Consider the following 16,401-nt stretch of genomic DNA (forward strand, 5'->3'; position numbering starts at 1 on the left):
GCACCACATCATGCAGCAGCACCAGGGCTGGGCCGACGAGCGCTTCGGCGCCGTCGCGGACGTCTTCGCCGCCAACTTCGCCGGGTTCCCCGAGCTGGGCGCCGCCGTCACGGTGTTCGCCGGGGGCCGGAAGGTGGTCGAGCTGTGGGGCGGCACGGCCGACGAGCGCACCGGGCGGGCCTGGACGCAGGACACCCTCGTGCCCGTCTTCTCCTGTGCCAAGGGCCCGGTGAGCATCAGCGCCCACCTGCTCGCCGAGCGGGGCCGGCTCGACCTGGACGCGCCGGTCGCCCGCTACTGGCCGGAGTTCGCCCGCAACGGCAAGCAGGACGTCACCACCCGGATGATCCTCGGCCACCGGGCCGGCATCCCCGCCCTGGACGCGGTGCTCTCCTTCGAGGAGGTCGCCGCCTGGGATCCGGTGGTCCGGGCGATCGAGGCGCAGCAGCCGCTCTGGGAGCCGGGCACCGCGTACGAGTACCACGGCCATGTGCTCGGCTTCGCGGTCGGCGAGGTGATCCGCCGGATCACCGGGCTGACCGCGGGCGCGTTCCTGCGCAAGGAGATCGCCGAGCCGCTCGGCCTGCCGGTCTGGATCGGCCTGCCGGAGAGCGAACTCCCCCGCCTGGCCCGGCTGGTGGAGGCCGAGGGCCGCCGTCCGATGCCCGGCCCGGAGCACCTGCTGACCCGGATCGTCACCATGAACGGCGCCCTGGTCTTCCCCGGCCTGGACGTGCCGCACGGCTGGAACGACCCGGCGCTGCACGCGATCGAGCTGCCCGGCGCGGGCGCCGTCGCCTCCGCCACCGGCCTGGCGGGCCTCTACGCGGCGGCGGCCACCGGACTGGACGGCGCGCCCCGCCTGCTCTCGCCCGACACCGTGACCGGCGCGGTGCGCGAAGTCTCCTCCGGGGCGGGCTTCCTGGGCTTCGACATGGGCGCCCGCTGGGGCTCCGGGCTGCTGCTCGACTCCCCGGCCTTCCGCCCGCTGCTCGGCGCGCGCAGCTTCGGCAACGACGGCGCCGGCGGCCAGTTCGCCTTCGGGGACGACGAGTTCGGCGTCGGCTTCGCCTATGTCGCCAACCGGATGATCGGCCACGGCGATGCCCGGGCGAACCGCCTGATCGAGGCGGTGCGCGAGTGCCTGGGCTGACCGGCTTCCTCCCGCTCGTCACCGTCCTGGCCACCACCGGCGGCCTCGGCGAGCTGCGCTACGGCGCCTCGCTGCCCGAACTCGCCGTCCACTACGGCGATCCGTGGGACGGCGGCGGCATCCACCGGGGCGACCGGTGGCCGCACGCCTTCTGCTGGGGCGACGTGCGGACGGTGTTCTGCCGCTGCCGCCGGCTCCACTCGCTCTCCCTGCCGGTCTGGCAGGGAGAGCTCGACCTCCCGCAGCCGGGCGGCGGTTCGGCGACGCTCGACACCCACGTCTCCGAGGCCGACCTGATGGCGGCGCTGACCGCCACCGGCCACAGCTGGCAGACGGTGACGTACGAGAACCTCCCGGACCAGCGGAACCTGCTGTTCTCGCCGGCCGAGGAGGTCCGGGTGGAGCTGGTCCTGACGAACCGGGCGTCCCAGGACGGGCCGCCGCTGGAGGCGTGGGCGCTGCACAAGGCGTTGCTGTGGGGCTACGAACACCTCGACTGCCCCGAGCCCGACCGCTCCCTGCCCGACGACGGCTGGGGCGCGGCCGGGCCGTAGCGCGGCGGCGAGCCGTTCCGTCCCCTGCTCGGAACGGCCCACCGCCGGCGGCGGTCCACCGTCGGCCGCAACCCGCCGACGGCCACCGCTACTTGAGCAGGAAGTCGTACACCGCCTGCCGCCCGGCCGGGTCGGCCGCCCGGGTCTGCACCGAGTGCGCCGCACCCGGGACGATCACGACCTGCGGGTCGTGCGCCAGCTCCGCCTGCTGGTACAGCCACTCGTTCGGCGTGGACAGGTCCCGGTCGCCGCCGAGCAGCAGCACCGGCACGTTCGGCAGCCTGCGGTGCGCCGGCGGGATCGGCGGCACCTGCTCGCGCGGCCAGTCCAGGCAGACCAGCTGGCTGCCGAGCCCGGTCGCGGTCGCCGGGTCGTACGGCCAGGTCTGCTCGGCGGTCAGCCGCTGCCGGGTGCGCTCCAGCGCGGCCGCCCGGCCCGCGACCGGGGTGTCGGTGCTGCCCCACGGGAAGCGCGAGTCCGCGCAGACGGTGGCGGCGTGCAGGCCCTGGCTGAGCGCCTCGGCCGGGGCCGCGTCGTCCCGGTGGACGGTCTCGATGAAGGCCTGGAGCTTCTCCGGCTGCCCGCCGGCGGCCTCGTGCAGCGCCTCCGGAACCCCGCCGTAGTTCGGGTCGGTGAACTCGTAGCTGGTGAGGGCATCCAGGACCTGCGCCCCGTTGCCGTACCGCCGGACGGTGGCGGCGAGGTCGGCGGCCGGGTCGGTGGTGCAGCCGGTGGCCTGGCAGGCGGCCCGCAGCACCCGGGCGCTGGCGGGCAGGGCGGCCAGGTCGAGCGGGTCGTAGCCCTGCTGCGGCACCACCGAGTCGAGCACCAGCCGGGCCACGTGCGCCGGGTGGGCGAGCGCGTACCGCTCGGCGACGAGGGTGCCGTACGAGACGCCGTCGAGGGTCAGCCGCCGGTCGCCGAGGGCACCGCGCAGCCGGTCGATGTCGGCGACGGTGTCCGCGGTGCTGTAGAAACGGGCGTTGGGGCCCAGGGCGGCGGCGCAGTCGGCGATCGACTGCCTGCGCGGCACAGCGAGGTCGGAGGAGCCCATGTCCTCCTGGAGGCCCGGGCACTGGAGCGCACGGGCGCCGGTGCCGCGCTGGTCGTACATCACCAGGCGGTAGTCCTTGAGGACGGGCGCCATCTTGCCGGCGATCCGCTTCATCAGCGGGACGCCGGGCTGGCCGGGGCCGCCGGTGAGGAACAGCAGGTCGCCCTTGGGGGCCGCGGTGTTCCCGGCGACGGCAACCGCGAGGTCGAGGGTCCCGGGGACGGCGCCGCTGTGGTCGAGCGGGACGGTGAGGGTCCCGCAGGTGAACTCGGGCGCGTCCGGGCAGGGCGCCTGCCCGGTGATCCCGCCGCCTGGCCTGGCCGTGGCGGGTGTGTCGGCCGTGGCGGCCGCGGGAGTGGCCAGCGTGGTGCCGGCGACCACCGCGACGGCGCCCAGCAGGGCGGCGATGCGGCCGCGCGTGCTCGTCATGTGAGTCCTTCCGCTCGCACCGCGTCCGTACTGACGCGGGCACGGAAGTAGCCTGCGCCCGGGACGACGGCGAAGGCGAGCGGTTATCCGGGGATTCGACCAGGGGCGAATCCCCGACGGAGCCAGCGAAGGTGACGCACCGTCATATCAATCGCGGAAGCCGCGGCAGTCTCAGAGCAGCGCCCGCGGCAGCACCACCCGCACCCACTCCTCCGGCTGCGACAGGTGCGGGGCGTGCCCGGCGCCGCCGTACAGGTGGCGTTCCGCCTTGGGCAGGGTGAGGTCGATGAGGTCCAGCACCTCGCCGAACATCGGCGCGCTCTCGTCGCTCTGGGTGAGCAGCGCGGGCTCGCCGAAGCGGGCGAGCCCGATGAGGTCGAGGTCGAGCGCGTCCGGGTCGCGCAGCTCGTCCAGGTAGGTGGGCGCATTGCGGATGTAGCTGTGCCGGACCGGCGCGGGCAGCTGCTCCCAGGCGCCGGGGCCGAAGGCGAGGCTGTCCACGTACAGTTCGGCGGCGGCCGCCGACTCGGCCTGTTCCAGCAGCTCCCGGACGGCGGCGATCCGGTCGGCGAAGCCGGTGCCGAGCGGTCGCAGGTCCGGGTCGGCGAGCAGGATGCCGGTGCCCGGCGGCTCGTGCACGGCGATCCCGCGCAGCAGGTCGGGCCGGGCGGCGGCGAGCCGGAGCACGACCAAGGCGCCGTAGGAGTCGCCGTAGGCGAAGGCGGGCGCGAGGCCCAGCTCGTGGATCAGCCCGGCCAAGTCGGCCGCGTCCTCGTGCACCGAACCCTGGGTGAGCGGGTCCTCGCTGCGGCTGTGCCCCCGGCGGTCGTAGGCGACCGCGGTGGTGGACTCCGCCAGGCCGGGCAGCACCCGCGCCCAGGAGTCCGCGTCGCTCCAGGAACCGTGCACCAGGACGACGCCGGGGCCCTCGCCACGGGCCTCGTAGTGCAGCGCCACCCCGTTCACCCTGATCTCGGCCATCACGAGTCTCCCGGTCTCGGCGGTGCTCCCCCACCAGACTGACACAACCACCCGAAAGGGTCAGGTCCGTCGGCGGCGGACCCCGTCAGCTCATCGCCCGCACCGGCGGCTCGTCCCGCGTCCCGTCCTCCGCGACCACCGTGAACCGCTCCGCGTCCGACACCGACAGGTCCACCGGATAGAGCGACGCGGTGTCGTTGACGTCCAGCACGGCGCTCTGCCGCCCGGTCGCCGCCTCCACCCTGGTCACCCGGCCCCGGGTCATCGCCCACACCGAGCCGCCGTCCACCACCAGGCCGGTCACCTGGTCGTCCAGCCCCGCCGTCCACCGCTTGCCGCCGTCCGTCAGCGAGTACGCCAGCAGCCGGCCGGTGGCGGTGCGGCTCGGGTGCTTGCCGCCGCTGATGCCGATGTCGCCGGGCTTCTCCCCCGGTACGACGAACAGGTCCCCGACCACCACCCCGCCGAACAGCGGCCGGGCGCTGAACTCGTCGAAGGCGTGCAGCCCGCCCAGCATCACGTCCAGGTCGTACTCGTCCCCGGCGACCGGTATCACCGCCCGCTGCCGGCCGGTCCGGTCGTAGCTGAGCACCGCGTGGGTGCCGCGCTCGGCCTGGGCGTCCACCCACACCGCGAGCGGGTCGACCGAGACCACCGCGAGGTTCTTCAGCCCGCCCGCCGCGGGCAGCGCGATCCGCTGCTGCTCCCGGCCGTCCGCCGGGGCCAGCGAGCGCAGCACGGGCGGCGCGGCGCCGCACTGCGCGACCGTGACGGCGTCCCCGGGCCCGCCCGCGACCTGCAGCGGGGTGCAGCCCGGGTCGGCCGCGCCGCGCCAGACGTCCCGGCCGTCGGCCAGCCGTACGGCGCGCCAGCCGGCCTTCTCCTGGAGGAGGGCCTGCTGCCCGGCCACCGCGACCACGTCCGGAGTCGCGTCGTCCCCGTCCCGGGCGGGCGCGTCCACGGCGGCGGTCCAGCCCTCCCTGCCGTCGGAGAGGTCGAGCGCGGTGACGGCGGAGCACGGCTTGTCGTGCGGCGCGTGGCCGATCAGGCCGAGGGCGCCGCCACGGCCCGTGCCGTCAGGCCCGGTCGTCCGGCTCATCGCGCACACCGTGTCCTCCCCGGGCGGGGCCCAGTGCCAGGCGACGGCCCCGGTCGTCCGGCGGTACGCCACCACCAGGTCCGGCCGGGCCCGGACCACCAGGTCCCCGCTGGTCCAGCTGCCCACCGCGCGGATCGTCGACGGCCGGTCCAGCGGCGCCTTCCAGGAGTCGTTGAGGCCGTCCCCGGCGAAGCCGACGAAGATCCCGAGCCCCAGTACCGCCCCGACGGCTGCCGACGGGAACCCGGCCCTCGGGTGGATCAGCGCCCAGACGAAGCCCGCACCGCAGGGCATCAGCCCCAGGATGCTGATGATCCCCATGTACGCGAGGCTGTCGCCGCCGAACCCGTTCGCCGGGCCGAACAGCACCGCCAGCCCCATGCTCGCGAACAGCGCCCCCAGCACCCCGCCGGAGACCACCATCCAGGTCTCCCGGTCCCAGGCGGACCACACTCCCCACTTCGCCCGGACGACACTGTCCTCGGGCCGAACGGCCATGCCGGTCTCTCCCCTGCGACGCGCCGCCCACCGCGTCGGGGCGACGATCATCGGATCGTCGCAGAGCGCGCCATGATCCGGAACAAAGAGCAGGGAAAACCCCGGCCATGACCCGCACATACCGGGCCCGGGGCGCCGGTGGCACCTGCTCTCCACGGCGCGCGCCGGGCGCGGAAATCGATTGCCCGCCCCTGGGCCGCTGACTAGCGTTGCCCGGCATGACCACGCCATCCACCACCCCCGACTGGCGCACCGCCAACCGCGCGAACTGGGACGAGCGCGTCCCCGTCCACGCCGCCGGCCCCTTCTACGACCTGCCCGGCTTCGTCGCGGGCCGTGACACCCTCCAGGACTACGAGCCCGCCGAGGTCGGCGACGTCACCGGCCGCACCCTGCTCCACCTCCAGTGCCACCTCGGGCTCGACACCCTCTCCTGGGCCCGCCGCGGCGCCGTCGTCACCGGGCTCGACTTCTCCGCCCCGGCCGTCGCGGCCGCCACCGACCTCGCCGCCCGGATCGGCGCCGCCGACGCCCGCTTCGTCACCTCCGACGTCTACGCCGCCGCCGAGGCGCTCGACGGCCGGACGTACGACATCGTCTACACCGGCTTCGGCGCGCTCTGCTGGCTCCCCGACCTCACCCGCTGGGCCCGGACGGTCGCCTCGCTCATCACCCCCGGCGGCTTCCTCTACCTCGCCGAGTACCACCCGGTGGCCGACGTCCTCGCCGACGACGGGCGCGGCTTCGCGGAGGACTACTTCGAGCGCACCCCGATCGTCGTCGACTACCCCGGCACCTACGCCGACCCGGACGCCCGGCTCGACTCCACCGTCACCGTCCAGTGGCAGCACGGCCTCGGCGAGGTCGTCACCGCCCTGGCCGACGCGGGCCTGCGCCTGGACTTCCTCCACGAGCACGCCCACGCCCACTTCCGCGTCCCCGCCGGCGCCCCCGCCCCGCAGACCTACTCCCTCCGCGCCACCCGGCCCCGATGACCCCGCCGGGGCGGCTCCGCCCCGGCTCCCAAGGCCTCCCCCTCGCCGCCCTCCCCACCCGCACCGCCCTCGCCGCCGTCGAGACCCCCGTCCCCTACGCCGACGCCCTCCCCCGCGGTGCCGCCGGGCGCGATCCCGCCCGTGCTCGCGGCGGGCACATTTTGGCCCCTCAGCTCCAGCCCGTGTCCCCGCCCCTGCCCGCGGTCCGGTCCCCGCCAGGCACCCTGTCCCCGCCCGGCACCCAGTTGCCGTGCAGGCCCAGGGGCACCCGCACCGGCAGGTGGATGCGGGCCAGGGGCTCGCCGGTGAAGTCCTGGGCAGCGAGGACCACCAGGTCCGCCGCTCCCCGGTCCGGGTCGTGGACGTACGCCATCAGGTACCCGTCGTCCTCCGCCGTCGGCGACTCGGCGGCGACGAACACCGCCTCGCCCACCGCCCCGTCGCGCCCGAACTCGTGGGCCTCGACGGTCCCCCGACTCAGGTCGTGCTTGAGCAGGGCGTTGCTGAAGCCCTCGTCCGGGCGGTCGTCCCCGGGGCCGGTCAGCGGCGCGTAGAGCTCGACGGCGGCCGCGTAGCCGTAGCGGTAGGGGCGGCCGGTGTGCCGCGGGTTGAGGCGCGGGAACTCCTGCACCCGGTCGTCCAGCCGCTCTTCCCGGACCGTCCCCGCCGCCAGGTCGACCGTCCAGCGGTCGAGCGTGGGGCGGCTCGCGCCGATGTTCCGCAGGTCCATGCCCGGCGGGTGCCGCACGACGTCGACCACCAGCTCGTCCGCCGTCCGCTCGTACGCGTTGAGGGTGTGCCCGACCAGGTGCGGCGCGAGCTCGAACCACCGCACCGCGCCGCCCTCGCGCGGCATCACCCCGACCCGGGCGGCGCGCCGCTCGTCCCAGATGAAGGGCACCCCGGTGGCCAGGTGCGCCGGGCTGAACACCACCTGGGTGTCGTACAGCAGCACGAACCGCTCAGTGAGCGCGAAGTCGTGCATGTACGGGTTCCCGGGCACCTCGATCAGCGTGCTGCGCCGGACGGTGCCGGCCGCGTCCATCACGATGTGTTGCACCTTCTCGGAGCCGTACAGGAAGGCCAGCGAGTGCAGTTCCCCGGTGTGCGGGTCGACGACCGAGTGGGCGTTGGCGCTGTACCCCTCCGGCGTGGCGCCCAGCCCGCACGGCCCCACCGTGTCCAGCTCGTAGGTGAGTTCGTACGGGCGGATGCCGCCTTCGAGCAGCGCGTAGGTGCGCCCGGCGAGGCCCGCGACCTGCACGTTGGGGGAGATGTCCATCCGCTCGTCGACGGGCGTGCCGCGCCGGGGCTCACCGAGGCGGTCGGCGACCGCGCCGGAGCGGACCCAGCGGTTGCGGTACCACTCGGCGCGCCCGTCCCGGATCCGCACGCCGTGCACCATGCCCGCGCCGAGGGTCCACAGGTGTGCGCCCGGGTCGTCGATGCCCAGCGGGTTGGGGCCGTTGCGCAGGTAGCGGCCGTCGAGGTGGGCGGGGATCCGGCCGGTGACGGGCAGGTCGTAGGCCGTGACCTCCTCGGCCACCGGGGCGAAGTTCCCGGAGACGTAGCGGCTGCGCCTCGTACCGTTGTTGCTGTTGATGTTGATGTTGCCGTTGCTCTTGCCGATCGTGCCGTTGCGGATCGGGTCGCCTGGGCTCATCGTCTCGGCCTCTCGTCAGGTGTTGCGGTGTCCGGACTCGTTCACGAACCGGCGCCGAACGCCCGCCCCAGTGCGGCCATCAGCGCCTCGTAGCGTGCCCCGGCCTCGGCCGACGCGAAGTGGCCGGCGAGCTCCAGGCTCACCGCGCCGTGGGTGGCCGCCCAGAAGAGGTTGGAGACCTCCAGGGCGTCGCCGGGCCGGAAGACCCCGGCCGCCATGCAGGCCTCGACGGCGGCCACCGAGGCGCCGAACGCGCCGTCGGCCAGGGCCAACGCCTCGGCGCTGGGCCGGAATCCGGGCACCGGCTGCTCGAACATCACGCGGTAGTAGGCGGGTTCGGCGACCGCCCGCTCCCGGTAGGCGCGGCCGAGCTCGGTCAGGTACTCCAACGGGTCGCTCCCGCGCGGGACTTGCTCCTGCGCCCGGCGCAGTCGTGCGAAGCCCTCCCGGTACAGCGCGTCGAGCAGCCCCTCCTTCCCGCCGAACATCGTGTACAGCACCTTGGTCGAGGAGCCGATCTCGGCGGCGATCCGGCGCACGGTCAGCGCGGCGGGGCCTTCGGCGACGAGGAGGGAGATGGCGCGGTCGAGGATCACGGCGCGTACGGCATCCTGGCCGACCCGCTGCGCGTCCTGGTAGGGCGTGCTCATGGGTAACAACGTAACCGATTGGAAACAGTGTTACCAGCCTTTGCGGGCAAGGGATTTCACCACCCACCCGGCCCGACCGCCCGGCCGCCCCGACCGGCTGTCCGACCACCCTGACTAGACTGGCGCGCTCCACAGCCGAGGGGAGTCAGCGATGAGTGGTGCCACCCGCTGCGACGAGGTCGCGGCCGAGGCGGGCCTGGGCGAACGGCGGCGGCTGTACCGGACGAGCCGCCGGATCGGCGACGGCGTGGGCAAGTGGGGCCTGGGACTGCCCGGCATCCTCGTCCTCGCCGCCTCCGGCTGGACCTGGTGGGGCGCTGCCCTCGCGGTCGCCGCCGTGGCAGCGGCCGCCGTGGCCTACCAGAAGGTCCCGCCGCGCTCCGGGCTGGTCGCCGTGGCGCGCTACCAGGGCGGCCTCGTCCTCCACCACGCCGGCGGCGACTTCCGCGCCCTGCCCTGGGACGCCATCGAGAGCTACGAGTACATACCCTCCCGGATGGAGTTCCGCGGCAACCTGAGCGTCGAGCACTTCGGCCGCGTCCTCATCCTGGCGCGCGGCCGCGAAACCCCCTTCGTGGTCTCGAAACTGGCGGGCCGCTACGAACCGGGGCTGGCCGAGGCCATCCGCGCGGGCCTGCTGCCGCGCTACACCGCGCCGCTGCACGAGCGGTTCGAGGAGGAGGGGCACGTCCTGTTCGGGACGGTGCTCGCCGTGCTGCCCGCGGGGCTCCTCCTCGACCCCGACGACGACCACCCCACGGCCCCGCTGCCGTGGAGCGACCTCCAGGACATCAGCGCCGAGGACACGCGCGAGCTGCGGATCACGGAGCGCACCGGACCGGGCCGGGGCGGACGGGTCGTCACCCGCGTGCTCGCCGACGCGGACGTCGTCGCGGCGTTCGTCCGGGAGACCCGGGCGAAGCTCTTGGCGGAGCAGCGCCCGGAGTGACCACCCCTGCGACCGCCCCGTGTGACCGGGCCGTGTTACCGGCCCTGACCGCACCCCGAGCCGCCGCCGGCCGACTCGACGGCCGTCCGCCAGGGCGCGCCAACCCCGCGCTACGGCCGGACAGTTGACATGCGTCGGGCATCCGCCGGCGCACCGGCGGCACCGGGTCCGCACGTCGTGCTGCGCCGACCGGGTCAACCTCGGCGCCGGACTGTACGCGCACGCCCGGTCGGCTCGTTCTGCTGTACATGCCTCCCCTGATCCCGACGCCACCACCGCTGCCCGTACGCGGCACCGCGCGGACCACCGCACGGAGGTCCCCGTGGCCGTGATCGGCCGTGCGGCGGCCACCGTGGTCGCACTGGGCATCCTGCTGATCCCGACGGCCGTCACGGCGGGCACCGACCTGCCGCCCGAGCCCGGTGCGGGCTGGTGGGAGGTGTCGGCCAACGCCGCCAACGTCCGGGTCGACCACTTCGGCGAGGAGACCGTCATCGGACTCGCCCGTTCGGGTGACCGGGTCGAGGTCGTGGACACCTGGACCTCACCGCTCGGCGCCCGCTGGGCGAAGGTCATGGTGGAGCGCACCCGGGTCTCCGGCTGGGTCCTGTGGTCCCTGCTCGCGCACCGCGACCCCTCCTCGGAACCGTAGAATCCGCCTGTACACATCAGGAGGGAATTCGCGTGTTCCGAGCGCAGCATCCGCGCACCGCAGAGCTGACCCCACGACGGGGCGAGGAGCCGGTCACCGGCGTCGCCCTGCTGCTGCCGGGCGGGTTCCTCCGCAGTCGGCGCGCACCGATGCGGGTCGCCGAGCTGGGCCTGCGGGACCTGGCCACCGAGCTCACCGACCGCGGCCGGCCGCACGGCCTCGCGGTGCACCTGCTGCGCTACCGCCACGGCGGCTGGAACGACGCGGACGCCGACACCGCCGTCGACACCCGCTGGGCGCTCGACGAGCTGGCCCGGCTCTACCCGGGCGCACCCGTCGTGCTGATCGGCAACTCGCTGGGCGGGCGCGCCGCCTTCTGGTGCGCCGGGCACCCGTCGGTGGTCGGCGTGGCCGGGATCGCGCCGTGGCTGCCCAGCGGCGACCCGGTCGACCAGCTGGCCGGGCGGCGGGTGCTGATCGTCCACGGCACCGGGGACCACAGCTCGGCCAGCGCCACCCAGTCCCTGGAGTACGCGCTGCGCGCCCGGCGGGTCGTCCCGGACCTCGCGCGGTACGAGGCCCCGGGCGCCAACCACCTGCTGCTCCGCGAGTCCCGCGACATCAGCGCGCTGACCACCGCCTTCACCCTCGGCGTCCTGGGTGCCGAGCCCGCTCCGCTGGTGGCGGGGGCGGTCTGCACCCGGCTGCCGGCGCGGGTGTAGCCGGCGCTCCCCCAACCGCTGTCGCGTCCCGCCTCCCGTGTGGTCCGCGTCCGCACCCCGGGCCTCCCCTGCCGATCGGCAGGGGAGGCCCGGTCGCTTTCCCGCCGGATTCCTGCCGAACGGCACATGCGCGAAGGGGCTTCCGGCGATCACTCTTGGGGGCATCGCGACGGTGGCCACCCGGGCCGCCGTGGAAGGGAGTCCCCACCGTGTTCCGTGCCCGCGCTCTCCGCCTTCGCACCGGTCGCGTGCAACTGAATGACCGTCAGCCGCGTGTTCTCCAGGGCGGATCGCTCCGCCCCACAGCCGTCCCACCCGCTTCGGAGGGCACATGGCCGTCAGCAAACCCGCCACCCTCGCGCGGGGCCTCGCCGCCCTGCTCCTCGCGGCGGCGTCCGCATCCACCGCACCCGCCTTCGCCGCCACGCCTGCTCCGGCCGCCCTCGGTCCGGCTGTCCTCGATCCGGCCGCCCTCGACGCCGCGATCGCCGCCCGGCCGGGCGACCCGGTGGCGGGCGCGGTCGCCCGGGTGACGGCCGACGGCCTGGTCTGGCGCGGCAGCGCCGACGATCCGGTGAGCGGGCGGCCGGTGGCGCCGGACGCGGCGTTCCGGATCGGCAGCATCAACAAGACCTTCGTCGCCGCGGTGCTGCTCCAACTCGCCGCCGAGCAGCGGATCTCCCTGGACGGCACCGTCCAGCAGTACCTGCCCGGCACGCTGCCCGCGAGCTTCACGCTGCCGATCACCGTCCGTCAACTCCTCGACCACACCAGCGGACTTCCGCAGGCCGTCGAGGGCCCGGAACTCGAGGGCACCGAGCTGGAGAAGCGCGACGGCCTGATCGCCAACCGCTTCGCGATCGAGACGCTCGACCTGGTCGTCCAGCGGACGCTCCGGCCCCACCCGGAGCGCGGCCTGCCCGAGGCCGGCCCGGCCTTCGATCCGGGCAGCGAGCAGGAGTACAACAACTTCAACTACCGGGTGGCGGGCCGGATCATCGAGCAGGTGACGGGGCACACGATCTGGGAGGAGGTGACGGCCCGCATCCTGAAGCCGCTCGGCCTGCGGCACACCGAGGTGACGGAGGGCAGGCCCGCGATGCCCGAGCCCCACCTGGCCGGCTACGTCCCCGACAGCGCCGACACCCCGACGGACGTCTCCGAGCAGGGCGGCAACCCGGAGTCGATGGTGTCCACCCCGGCCGACCTGGACAGGTTCCTGCGCGCCCTGCTCGACGGCGAACTCCTGCCTCCGCAGCAGCTGCACGACCTGCTCACCCTGCCGCGCGACGCCTCCGGCCGGCTGGTGCCCGTACGCGGAGCGGGCGAGTGCCTGTTCGGTCCGGACAAGGGTCGGGCCTGCTACAGCGCCGGGCTGATGGCCGTCCCGCTGCGGGACGGCACGGTGCTCTGGGGCAAGACCGGGCACGACCTCGGGTACTCCGACGGCTTCTTCACCACCCCGGACCTGCGCAGGCGGCTGGTCTACTCCGTCGGCGCCGGGAGCGGCACCCCGGCACCGGTGCTCCGCCTCGCCGCCACGACCTTCGGCCCCTTCGCCCCCTGAGCCCGACCGGACCGGACCGAACCGGACCGAACCGGCAAGCCACACCAGCGCCCTCCCCCCACCGTCGAAAGGAAGCAGATGATCAGCATCCCCGGCGGGCTCGCCCGCACCACCATCGACCGTGAGGGAGCCCCCGGCGCGGCCTGGATCGCCGAACTCCCCGGCCTCGCCGCCGAGCTGCTGGAACGCTGGGGCTGCGTGCCGGACGGCGCCGCCACCCACGGCGGGGTCGGCCTGATCCTCCCGGTCCGGCAGGCGGCCGAGCGCGTGGCCGTACTGAAGGTCTCGTTCCCCCACCCGGGCAACGTCCACGAGCCGGACGCCTTCGCGGTGTGGGCGGGCCGGGGCGCCGTCCGGCTCTACGAACGGGACGACGAGCGCTTCGCGATGCTGCTCGAACGGGCGAGCCCGACCACGCTCGCGGAGGTCCGGGACGGCGACGAGGTGCCGACGGTCGCCGGGCGACTCAGCCGGCGGCTCGCCGTCCCGGCGCCCCCGGGCCTGCCCCGGCTGAGCGAGCAGGCCGCGGAATGGGAGGCCGACCTGCGCACCGACGCGGCCTCCCTCTCCCACCCCCTGCCGGCCCGCACGGTCGGCGCCGCCCTCGCCACCGTCCGCGAACTCGCCCGCACCCAGCCGGACGTGCTCGTCCACGGGGACCTCCACCCCCGCAACATCCTGCGGGCGGAGCGCGAACCCTGGCTGGCCGTGGACCCCAAGGGGTACGTGGGAGACCGCGCCTACGACGGCGGCACCCTGCTCAAGGTCCACGCCCTGACGCTGCTCGACGCGCCGGACCGGCAGCGCGCTCTCCTCCGCGCGCTCGACGTCTTCGCCGAGGCCGCCGAGCTGGACCGCGAACGCCTCCGCCGCTGGACCCAACTCCACGCCGTCCAGGCCGCCTTCCACGGTCGGCGGCACGGCTTCCGGCTCGCCCGAGGAGGCCCCGGGCTCGACCGGCTCACCCGGTACGCGGACGAGCTCGCCGAAGTACTCACCCCCGCCTGACCGGCGCCCACCACCACCGGCAACCACCCGACGACCGCCTACGGGCGCCCAAGGAGGCCCGCGACCACCGACCGTCACCGAGAAGCGCCCGGCCCAGGAATCACGTTGGCGGTCGGCGGCCCGCACTGCCTATGGTCGGGGGATGACCACTCGAACCTTCCGCATCATGGTGCGCGGCGTCTTCGACGGCCTCACCGCCGACCAGCGTGCCGAACTGCTCGCCGCCGCCCCCGAGCACGACGTGCTGCGCGCCGCCTTCACCCGCGAGGGCCACCTCAGCTACGACCTCTCCGCCCGGGCCGCCTTCACCTTCCGCTTCCTCGACGAGGGCGAGGCCGAGGAGGACATCCTGGAGGCCACCGAGCGGGCCGAGCAGTCGGCGCGGGACTGGCTCACCGAACGCGGCTACGGCTACAAGAACCTCCGCTCCCAGGCCGAGGACCTCTCCCAGGCCCCGCTCGGCAAACGTCAGCGCCGCGCCGCCAACACCGCGCACTGACCCACCCCTCCCCTCCCCCTCCGCCACCTCCTTGACGGCTCGCCCTAGCGCTATACTTGAGCAGTCAAGGAGGTGGCAATGACAGAGCGTCCAGACCATCAGCGTTCAGACCAGCAGCAGCCGGACCAGGTGGACCGGGCCGCGACCGCACCGGCCGCAACGAGCCCGAGCCCCGATCCCCTGGACACCGCCCTGCGGCTGGTCCGCGCCCAGACCGCCGTGGTCAAGCGCTTCGACGCGGGCCTCAGCCGCCTGCACGGCGTCAGCCTGGCCGACTTCACCATGCTGCTCCACCTCTCCCAGGCCCCCGGCGGCCGGATGCGCCGGGTCGACCTCGCCGAGGCCCTCGGGCTCACCGCCTCCGGCGTGACCCGCGGCCTCGCACCGCTGGAGCGGATCGGCCTGGTCGCCCGCGAGGCCGCCGCCCGCGACGCCCGGGTCACCTACGCCGCCCTCACCCCGACCGGCCGCGAGCGGCTCGCCGAGATGCTGTACACCGCCCGCAAGGTCGCCGCCGAGCACTTCGCGGCGGAGCAGTGGAGCGCCGAGGACCTCGGCCGGCTGTCCACCCTGCTCACCCGCCTCGGCGGCACCGCCCCCGGCCGGCACCTCGGCTGATCCGCCCGCCTCACCGCCCCCGCGCACGCCCTTCCGCACCCCGCCACACCCTCCACCCGAGCCCACGTCCTAGGCTGGCCCCACACCACGGGCACCTCCGTGCCATCTGGCACCACTGGCACCACCCGCACCACCCCACCCCCGCGAAGGGCCGCACCATGACCGACACCCCCGACACCGGGCCCGGCCCGGAGCGCGCCCTCGCGGACGCCCAACGCGCGCACTGGCAGCAGACCTACACCGCCAACCCGGGGATGTACGGCGAGCGGCCTTCCGCCCCCGCCGAGTACGCCGCCGGAGTGTTCGCCGCCGCCGGGGCCCGGGAGGTGCTGGAACTCGGCGCCGGTCACGGACGCGACGCGCTGCACTTCGCCCGGGCGGGTTTCCGCGTGCTGGCCGCCGACTTCAGCCCGACCGGCCTGGAGCAGCTGCGCGCCACCGCGGCGGACCAGGGCCTGGCCGACCGGCTCTCGGTCCTCACCCACAACGTCCGCGACCCGCTGCCCCTCCCCGACGCCTCCGTCGACGCGGTCTTCGCCCACATGCTGCTCTGCATGGCGCTCTCCACCGGGGAGATCGAGGCGCTCGTCGCCGAGGTCCGCCGGGTCCTGCGCCCGGGCGGCACCCTCGTCCACACCGTCCGCCACACCGGCGACGCCCACTACGGCGCCGGCACCGGCCACGGGGACGACATCTGGGAGCACGGCGGCTTCGCCGTCCACTTCTTCCCCCGCGAGCTGGTGGACAGGCTCGCCGAAGGCTGGCACCTGACCGACGTCCACCCCTTCGAGGAGGGCGAACTGCCCCGCCGCCTCTGGCGCATCACCCAGGAGAAGCCCCGATGACCGCCCCCGAAACCGCCACCCCCGACGCCCCGAACGCCCCCGACCTCACCATCGACGGCACCGGCCTGCTCTGCGTCCAGCTCCTGCTCCGGCTGCGCGCCCGGATCGCGCACCTCCCCGCCGGCGCGGCGGTCCACATCCACACCACCGACCCCGCCGCCCCGCTCGACCTCCCCGCCTGGTGCCACCTGACCGGCCACGAGTACCTCGGCCAGGTCCCGTACGAGGCCACCGACCGCGAGGTGTACGCGCTGCGCCTCACCTCCGCCCCGGTCCAGACCCGCCCCGACCGCCCCTGGCACCCGGCCCCCGTCACCGACTGACCGGCTGACCGACCCGCCCCGCAGGGCGCACCCGGAGCGGGCCACGGCTGCCGCACGCTCCAGGAAGCCTGGCAACGGGCCCGAGGACGGCTCGCGGCCGAGGCCCCCGCAGCGACCGGTGTGCCACCATGATGAGGTACGA

The 16,401-nt window shown here is 74.9% G+C and carries 17 protein-coding genes; 12 read left to right on the plus strand and 5 right to left on the minus strand.

Annotated elements, in window-relative coordinates:
* Positions 1-10 precede the first annotated feature (10 nt).
* Complete coding sequence (locus ACLWS4_RS14835) at positions 11-1,153, plus strand: serine hydrolase domain-containing protein (RefSeq protein ID WP_416874349.1); 1,143 nt, start codon at positions 11-13, stop codon at positions 1,151-1,153.
* Positions 1,141-1,707: a hypothetical protein gene (locus ACLWS4_RS14840; protein WP_074002410.1), complete on the plus strand. Its 567-nt coding sequence runs from the start codon at positions 1,141-1,143 to the stop codon at positions 1,705-1,707. The genes ACLWS4_RS14835 and ACLWS4_RS14840 overlap by 13 nt, the downstream gene beginning before the upstream one ends.
* Before the next feature lie 88 nt (positions 1,708-1,795).
* On the opposite strand, the gene ACLWS4_RS14845 is transcribed toward ACLWS4_RS14840, so the two are convergent.
* The 3 genes from ACLWS4_RS14845 to ACLWS4_RS14855 all read right to left on the minus strand — a co-directional run bounded on the left by ACLWS4_RS14845 (position 1,796) and on the right by ACLWS4_RS14855 (position 5,768).
* Positions 1,796-3,190, minus strand: coding sequence for an alpha/beta hydrolase (locus ACLWS4_RS14845; RefSeq protein WP_416874350.1), 1,395 nt, complete (start codon positions 3,188-3,190; stop codon positions 1,796-1,798).
* 171 nt (positions 3,191-3,361) lie between these two features.
* On the minus strand, positions 3,362-4,171 hold the full coding sequence (locus ACLWS4_RS14850) for an alpha/beta fold hydrolase (protein WP_049654204.1): 810 nt from the start codon (positions 4,169-4,171) through the stop codon (positions 3,362-3,364).
* An 85-nt stretch (positions 4,172-4,256) separates the two neighbouring features.
* The gene (locus ACLWS4_RS14855; RefSeq protein WP_416874351.1) at positions 4,257-5,768 is read right to left on the minus strand and encodes a PQQ-binding-like beta-propeller repeat protein; all 1,512 of its coding nucleotides are present in this window, start codon (positions 5,766-5,768) and stop codon (positions 4,257-4,259) included.
* 218 nt (positions 5,769-5,986) lie between these two features.
* On the opposite strand from ACLWS4_RS14855, the gene ACLWS4_RS14860 reads away from it, so the two are divergent.
* On the plus strand, positions 5,987-6,763 hold the full coding sequence (locus ACLWS4_RS14860; protein ID WP_387966785.1) for a class I SAM-dependent methyltransferase: 777 nt from the start codon (positions 5,987-5,989) through the stop codon (positions 6,761-6,763).
* Between the two features lie 169 nt (positions 6,764-6,932).
* Here the strand turns inward: ACLWS4_RS14860 and ACLWS4_RS14865 are convergent, their stop codons facing one another.
* A complete protein-coding gene (locus ACLWS4_RS14865) occupies positions 6,933-8,426 on the minus strand; it encodes a carotenoid oxygenase family protein (RefSeq protein WP_416874352.1) in 1,494 nt (497 codons plus the stop codon).
* 41 nt (positions 8,427-8,467) lie between these two features.
* Positions 8,468-9,076 (minus strand): TetR/AcrR family transcriptional regulator, encoded by a 609-nt coding sequence (locus tag ACLWS4_RS14870; RefSeq protein ID WP_074002408.1) that lies wholly within the window; start codon positions 9,074-9,076, stop codon positions 8,468-8,470.
* A gap of 151 nt (positions 9,077-9,227) precedes the next feature.
* Here ACLWS4_RS14870 and ACLWS4_RS14875 point away from each other — a divergent pair, with 151 nt between their 5' ends.
* From ACLWS4_RS14875 to ACLWS4_RS14915, 9 genes are all read left to right on the plus strand, one after another.
* Positions 9,228-10,025, plus strand: coding sequence for a hypothetical protein (locus ACLWS4_RS14875; RefSeq protein WP_416874353.1), 798 nt, complete (start codon positions 9,228-9,230; stop codon positions 10,023-10,025).
* A 322-nt stretch (positions 10,026-10,347) separates the two neighbouring features.
* Positions 10,348-10,677, plus strand: a complete 330-nt coding sequence (locus tag ACLWS4_RS14880) for a hypothetical protein (RefSeq protein ID WP_074002406.1) — start codon at positions 10,348-10,350, stop codon at positions 10,675-10,677.
* 32 nt (positions 10,678-10,709) lie between these two features.
* Positions 10,710-11,399 (plus strand): alpha/beta hydrolase, encoded by a 690-nt coding sequence (locus ACLWS4_RS14885; RefSeq protein ID WP_416874354.1) that lies wholly within the window; start codon positions 10,710-10,712, stop codon positions 11,397-11,399.
* 331 nt (positions 11,400-11,730) lie between these two features.
* Positions 11,731-12,966 carry a serine hydrolase domain-containing protein gene (locus tag ACLWS4_RS14890; RefSeq protein WP_416874355.1) on the plus strand — a complete coding sequence of 412 codons (1,236 nt, stop codon included), beginning with the start codon at positions 11,731-11,733 and terminating at the stop codon, positions 12,964-12,966.
* 78 nt (positions 12,967-13,044) lie between these two features.
* The gene (locus ACLWS4_RS14895) at positions 13,045-13,974 is read left to right on the plus strand and encodes an aminoglycoside phosphotransferase family protein (RefSeq protein ID WP_416874356.1); all 930 of its coding nucleotides are present in this window, start codon (positions 13,045-13,047) and stop codon (positions 13,972-13,974) included.
* Between the two features lie 142 nt (positions 13,975-14,116).
* Entirely contained in the window at positions 14,117-14,473 is a 357-nt protein-coding gene (locus ACLWS4_RS14900) for a DUF6204 family protein (RefSeq protein ID WP_074002403.1), read from the plus strand.
* A 78-nt stretch (positions 14,474-14,551) separates the two neighbouring features.
* On the plus strand, positions 14,552-15,091 hold the full coding sequence (locus tag ACLWS4_RS14905) for a MarR family winged helix-turn-helix transcriptional regulator (protein WP_375875508.1): 540 nt from the start codon (positions 14,552-14,554) through the stop codon (positions 15,089-15,091).
* 158 nt (positions 15,092-15,249) lie between these two features.
* Positions 15,250-15,936, plus strand: a complete 687-nt coding sequence (locus ACLWS4_RS14910; protein ID WP_416874357.1) for a class I SAM-dependent methyltransferase — start codon at positions 15,250-15,252, stop codon at positions 15,934-15,936.
* Positions 15,933-16,259, plus strand: coding sequence for a sulfurtransferase TusA family protein (locus ACLWS4_RS14915; RefSeq protein WP_416874358.1), 327 nt, complete (start codon positions 15,933-15,935; stop codon positions 16,257-16,259). Before ACLWS4_RS14910 ends, ACLWS4_RS14915 begins: the two co-directional genes overlap by 4 nt.
* The last annotated feature ends 142 nt before the right edge of the window (positions 16,260-16,401 follow it).

Origin of the sequence: Kitasatospora sp. SC0581, from assembly GCF_048159585.1 — a bacterium.
Taxonomy (GTDB): domain Bacteria; phylum Actinomycetota; class Actinomycetes; order Streptomycetales; family Streptomycetaceae; genus Kitasatospora.

Bases quoted from the DNA above. Each gene is read 5' to 3' on its own strand.
- ACLWS4_RS14865 (WP_416874352.1), bottom strand. From the start codon at position 8,426: ATGAGCCCAGGCGACCCGATCCGCAACGGCACGATCGGCAAGAGCAAC.
- ACLWS4_RS14835 (WP_416874349.1), top strand. From the start codon at position 11: ATGCAGCAGCACCAGGGCTGGGCCGACGAGCGCTTCGGCGCCGTCGCG.
- ACLWS4_RS14850 (WP_049654204.1), bottom strand. From the start codon at position 4,171: ATGGCCGAGATCAGGGTGAACGGGGTGGCGCTGCACTACGAGGCCCGT.
- ACLWS4_RS14845 (WP_416874350.1), bottom strand. From the start codon at position 3,190: ATGACGAGCACGCGCGGCCGCATCGCCGCCCTGCTGGGCGCCGTCGCG.
- ACLWS4_RS14875 (WP_416874353.1), top strand. From the start codon at position 9,228: ATGAGTGGTGCCACCCGCTGCGACGAGGTCGCGGCCGAGGCGGGCCTG.
- ACLWS4_RS14905 (WP_375875508.1), top strand. From the start codon at position 14,552: ATGACAGAGCGTCCAGACCATCAGCGTTCAGACCAGCAGCAGCCGGAC.
- ACLWS4_RS14870 (WP_074002408.1), bottom strand. From the start codon at position 9,076: ATGAGCACGCCCTACCAGGACGCGCAGCGGGTCGGCCAGGATGCCGTA.
- ACLWS4_RS14860 (WP_387966785.1), top strand. From the start codon at position 5,987: ATGACCACGCCATCCACCACCCCCGACTGGCGCACCGCCAACCGCGCG.
- ACLWS4_RS14910 (WP_416874357.1), top strand. From the start codon at position 15,250: ATGACCGACACCCCCGACACCGGGCCCGGCCCGGAGCGCGCCCTCGCG.
- ACLWS4_RS14900 (WP_074002403.1), top strand. From the start codon at position 14,117: ATGACCACTCGAACCTTCCGCATCATGGTGCGCGGCGTCTTCGACGGC.
- ACLWS4_RS14890 (WP_416874355.1), top strand. From the start codon at position 11,731: ATGGCCGTCAGCAAACCCGCCACCCTCGCGCGGGGCCTCGCCGCCCTG.
- ACLWS4_RS14855 (WP_416874351.1), bottom strand. From the start codon at position 5,768: ATGGCCGTTCGGCCCGAGGACAGTGTCGTCCGGGCGAAGTGGGGAGTG.
- ACLWS4_RS14895 (WP_416874356.1), top strand. From the start codon at position 13,045: ATGATCAGCATCCCCGGCGGGCTCGCCCGCACCACCATCGACCGTGAG.
- ACLWS4_RS14915 (WP_416874358.1), top strand. From the start codon at position 15,933: ATGACCGCCCCCGAAACCGCCACCCCCGACGCCCCGAACGCCCCCGAC.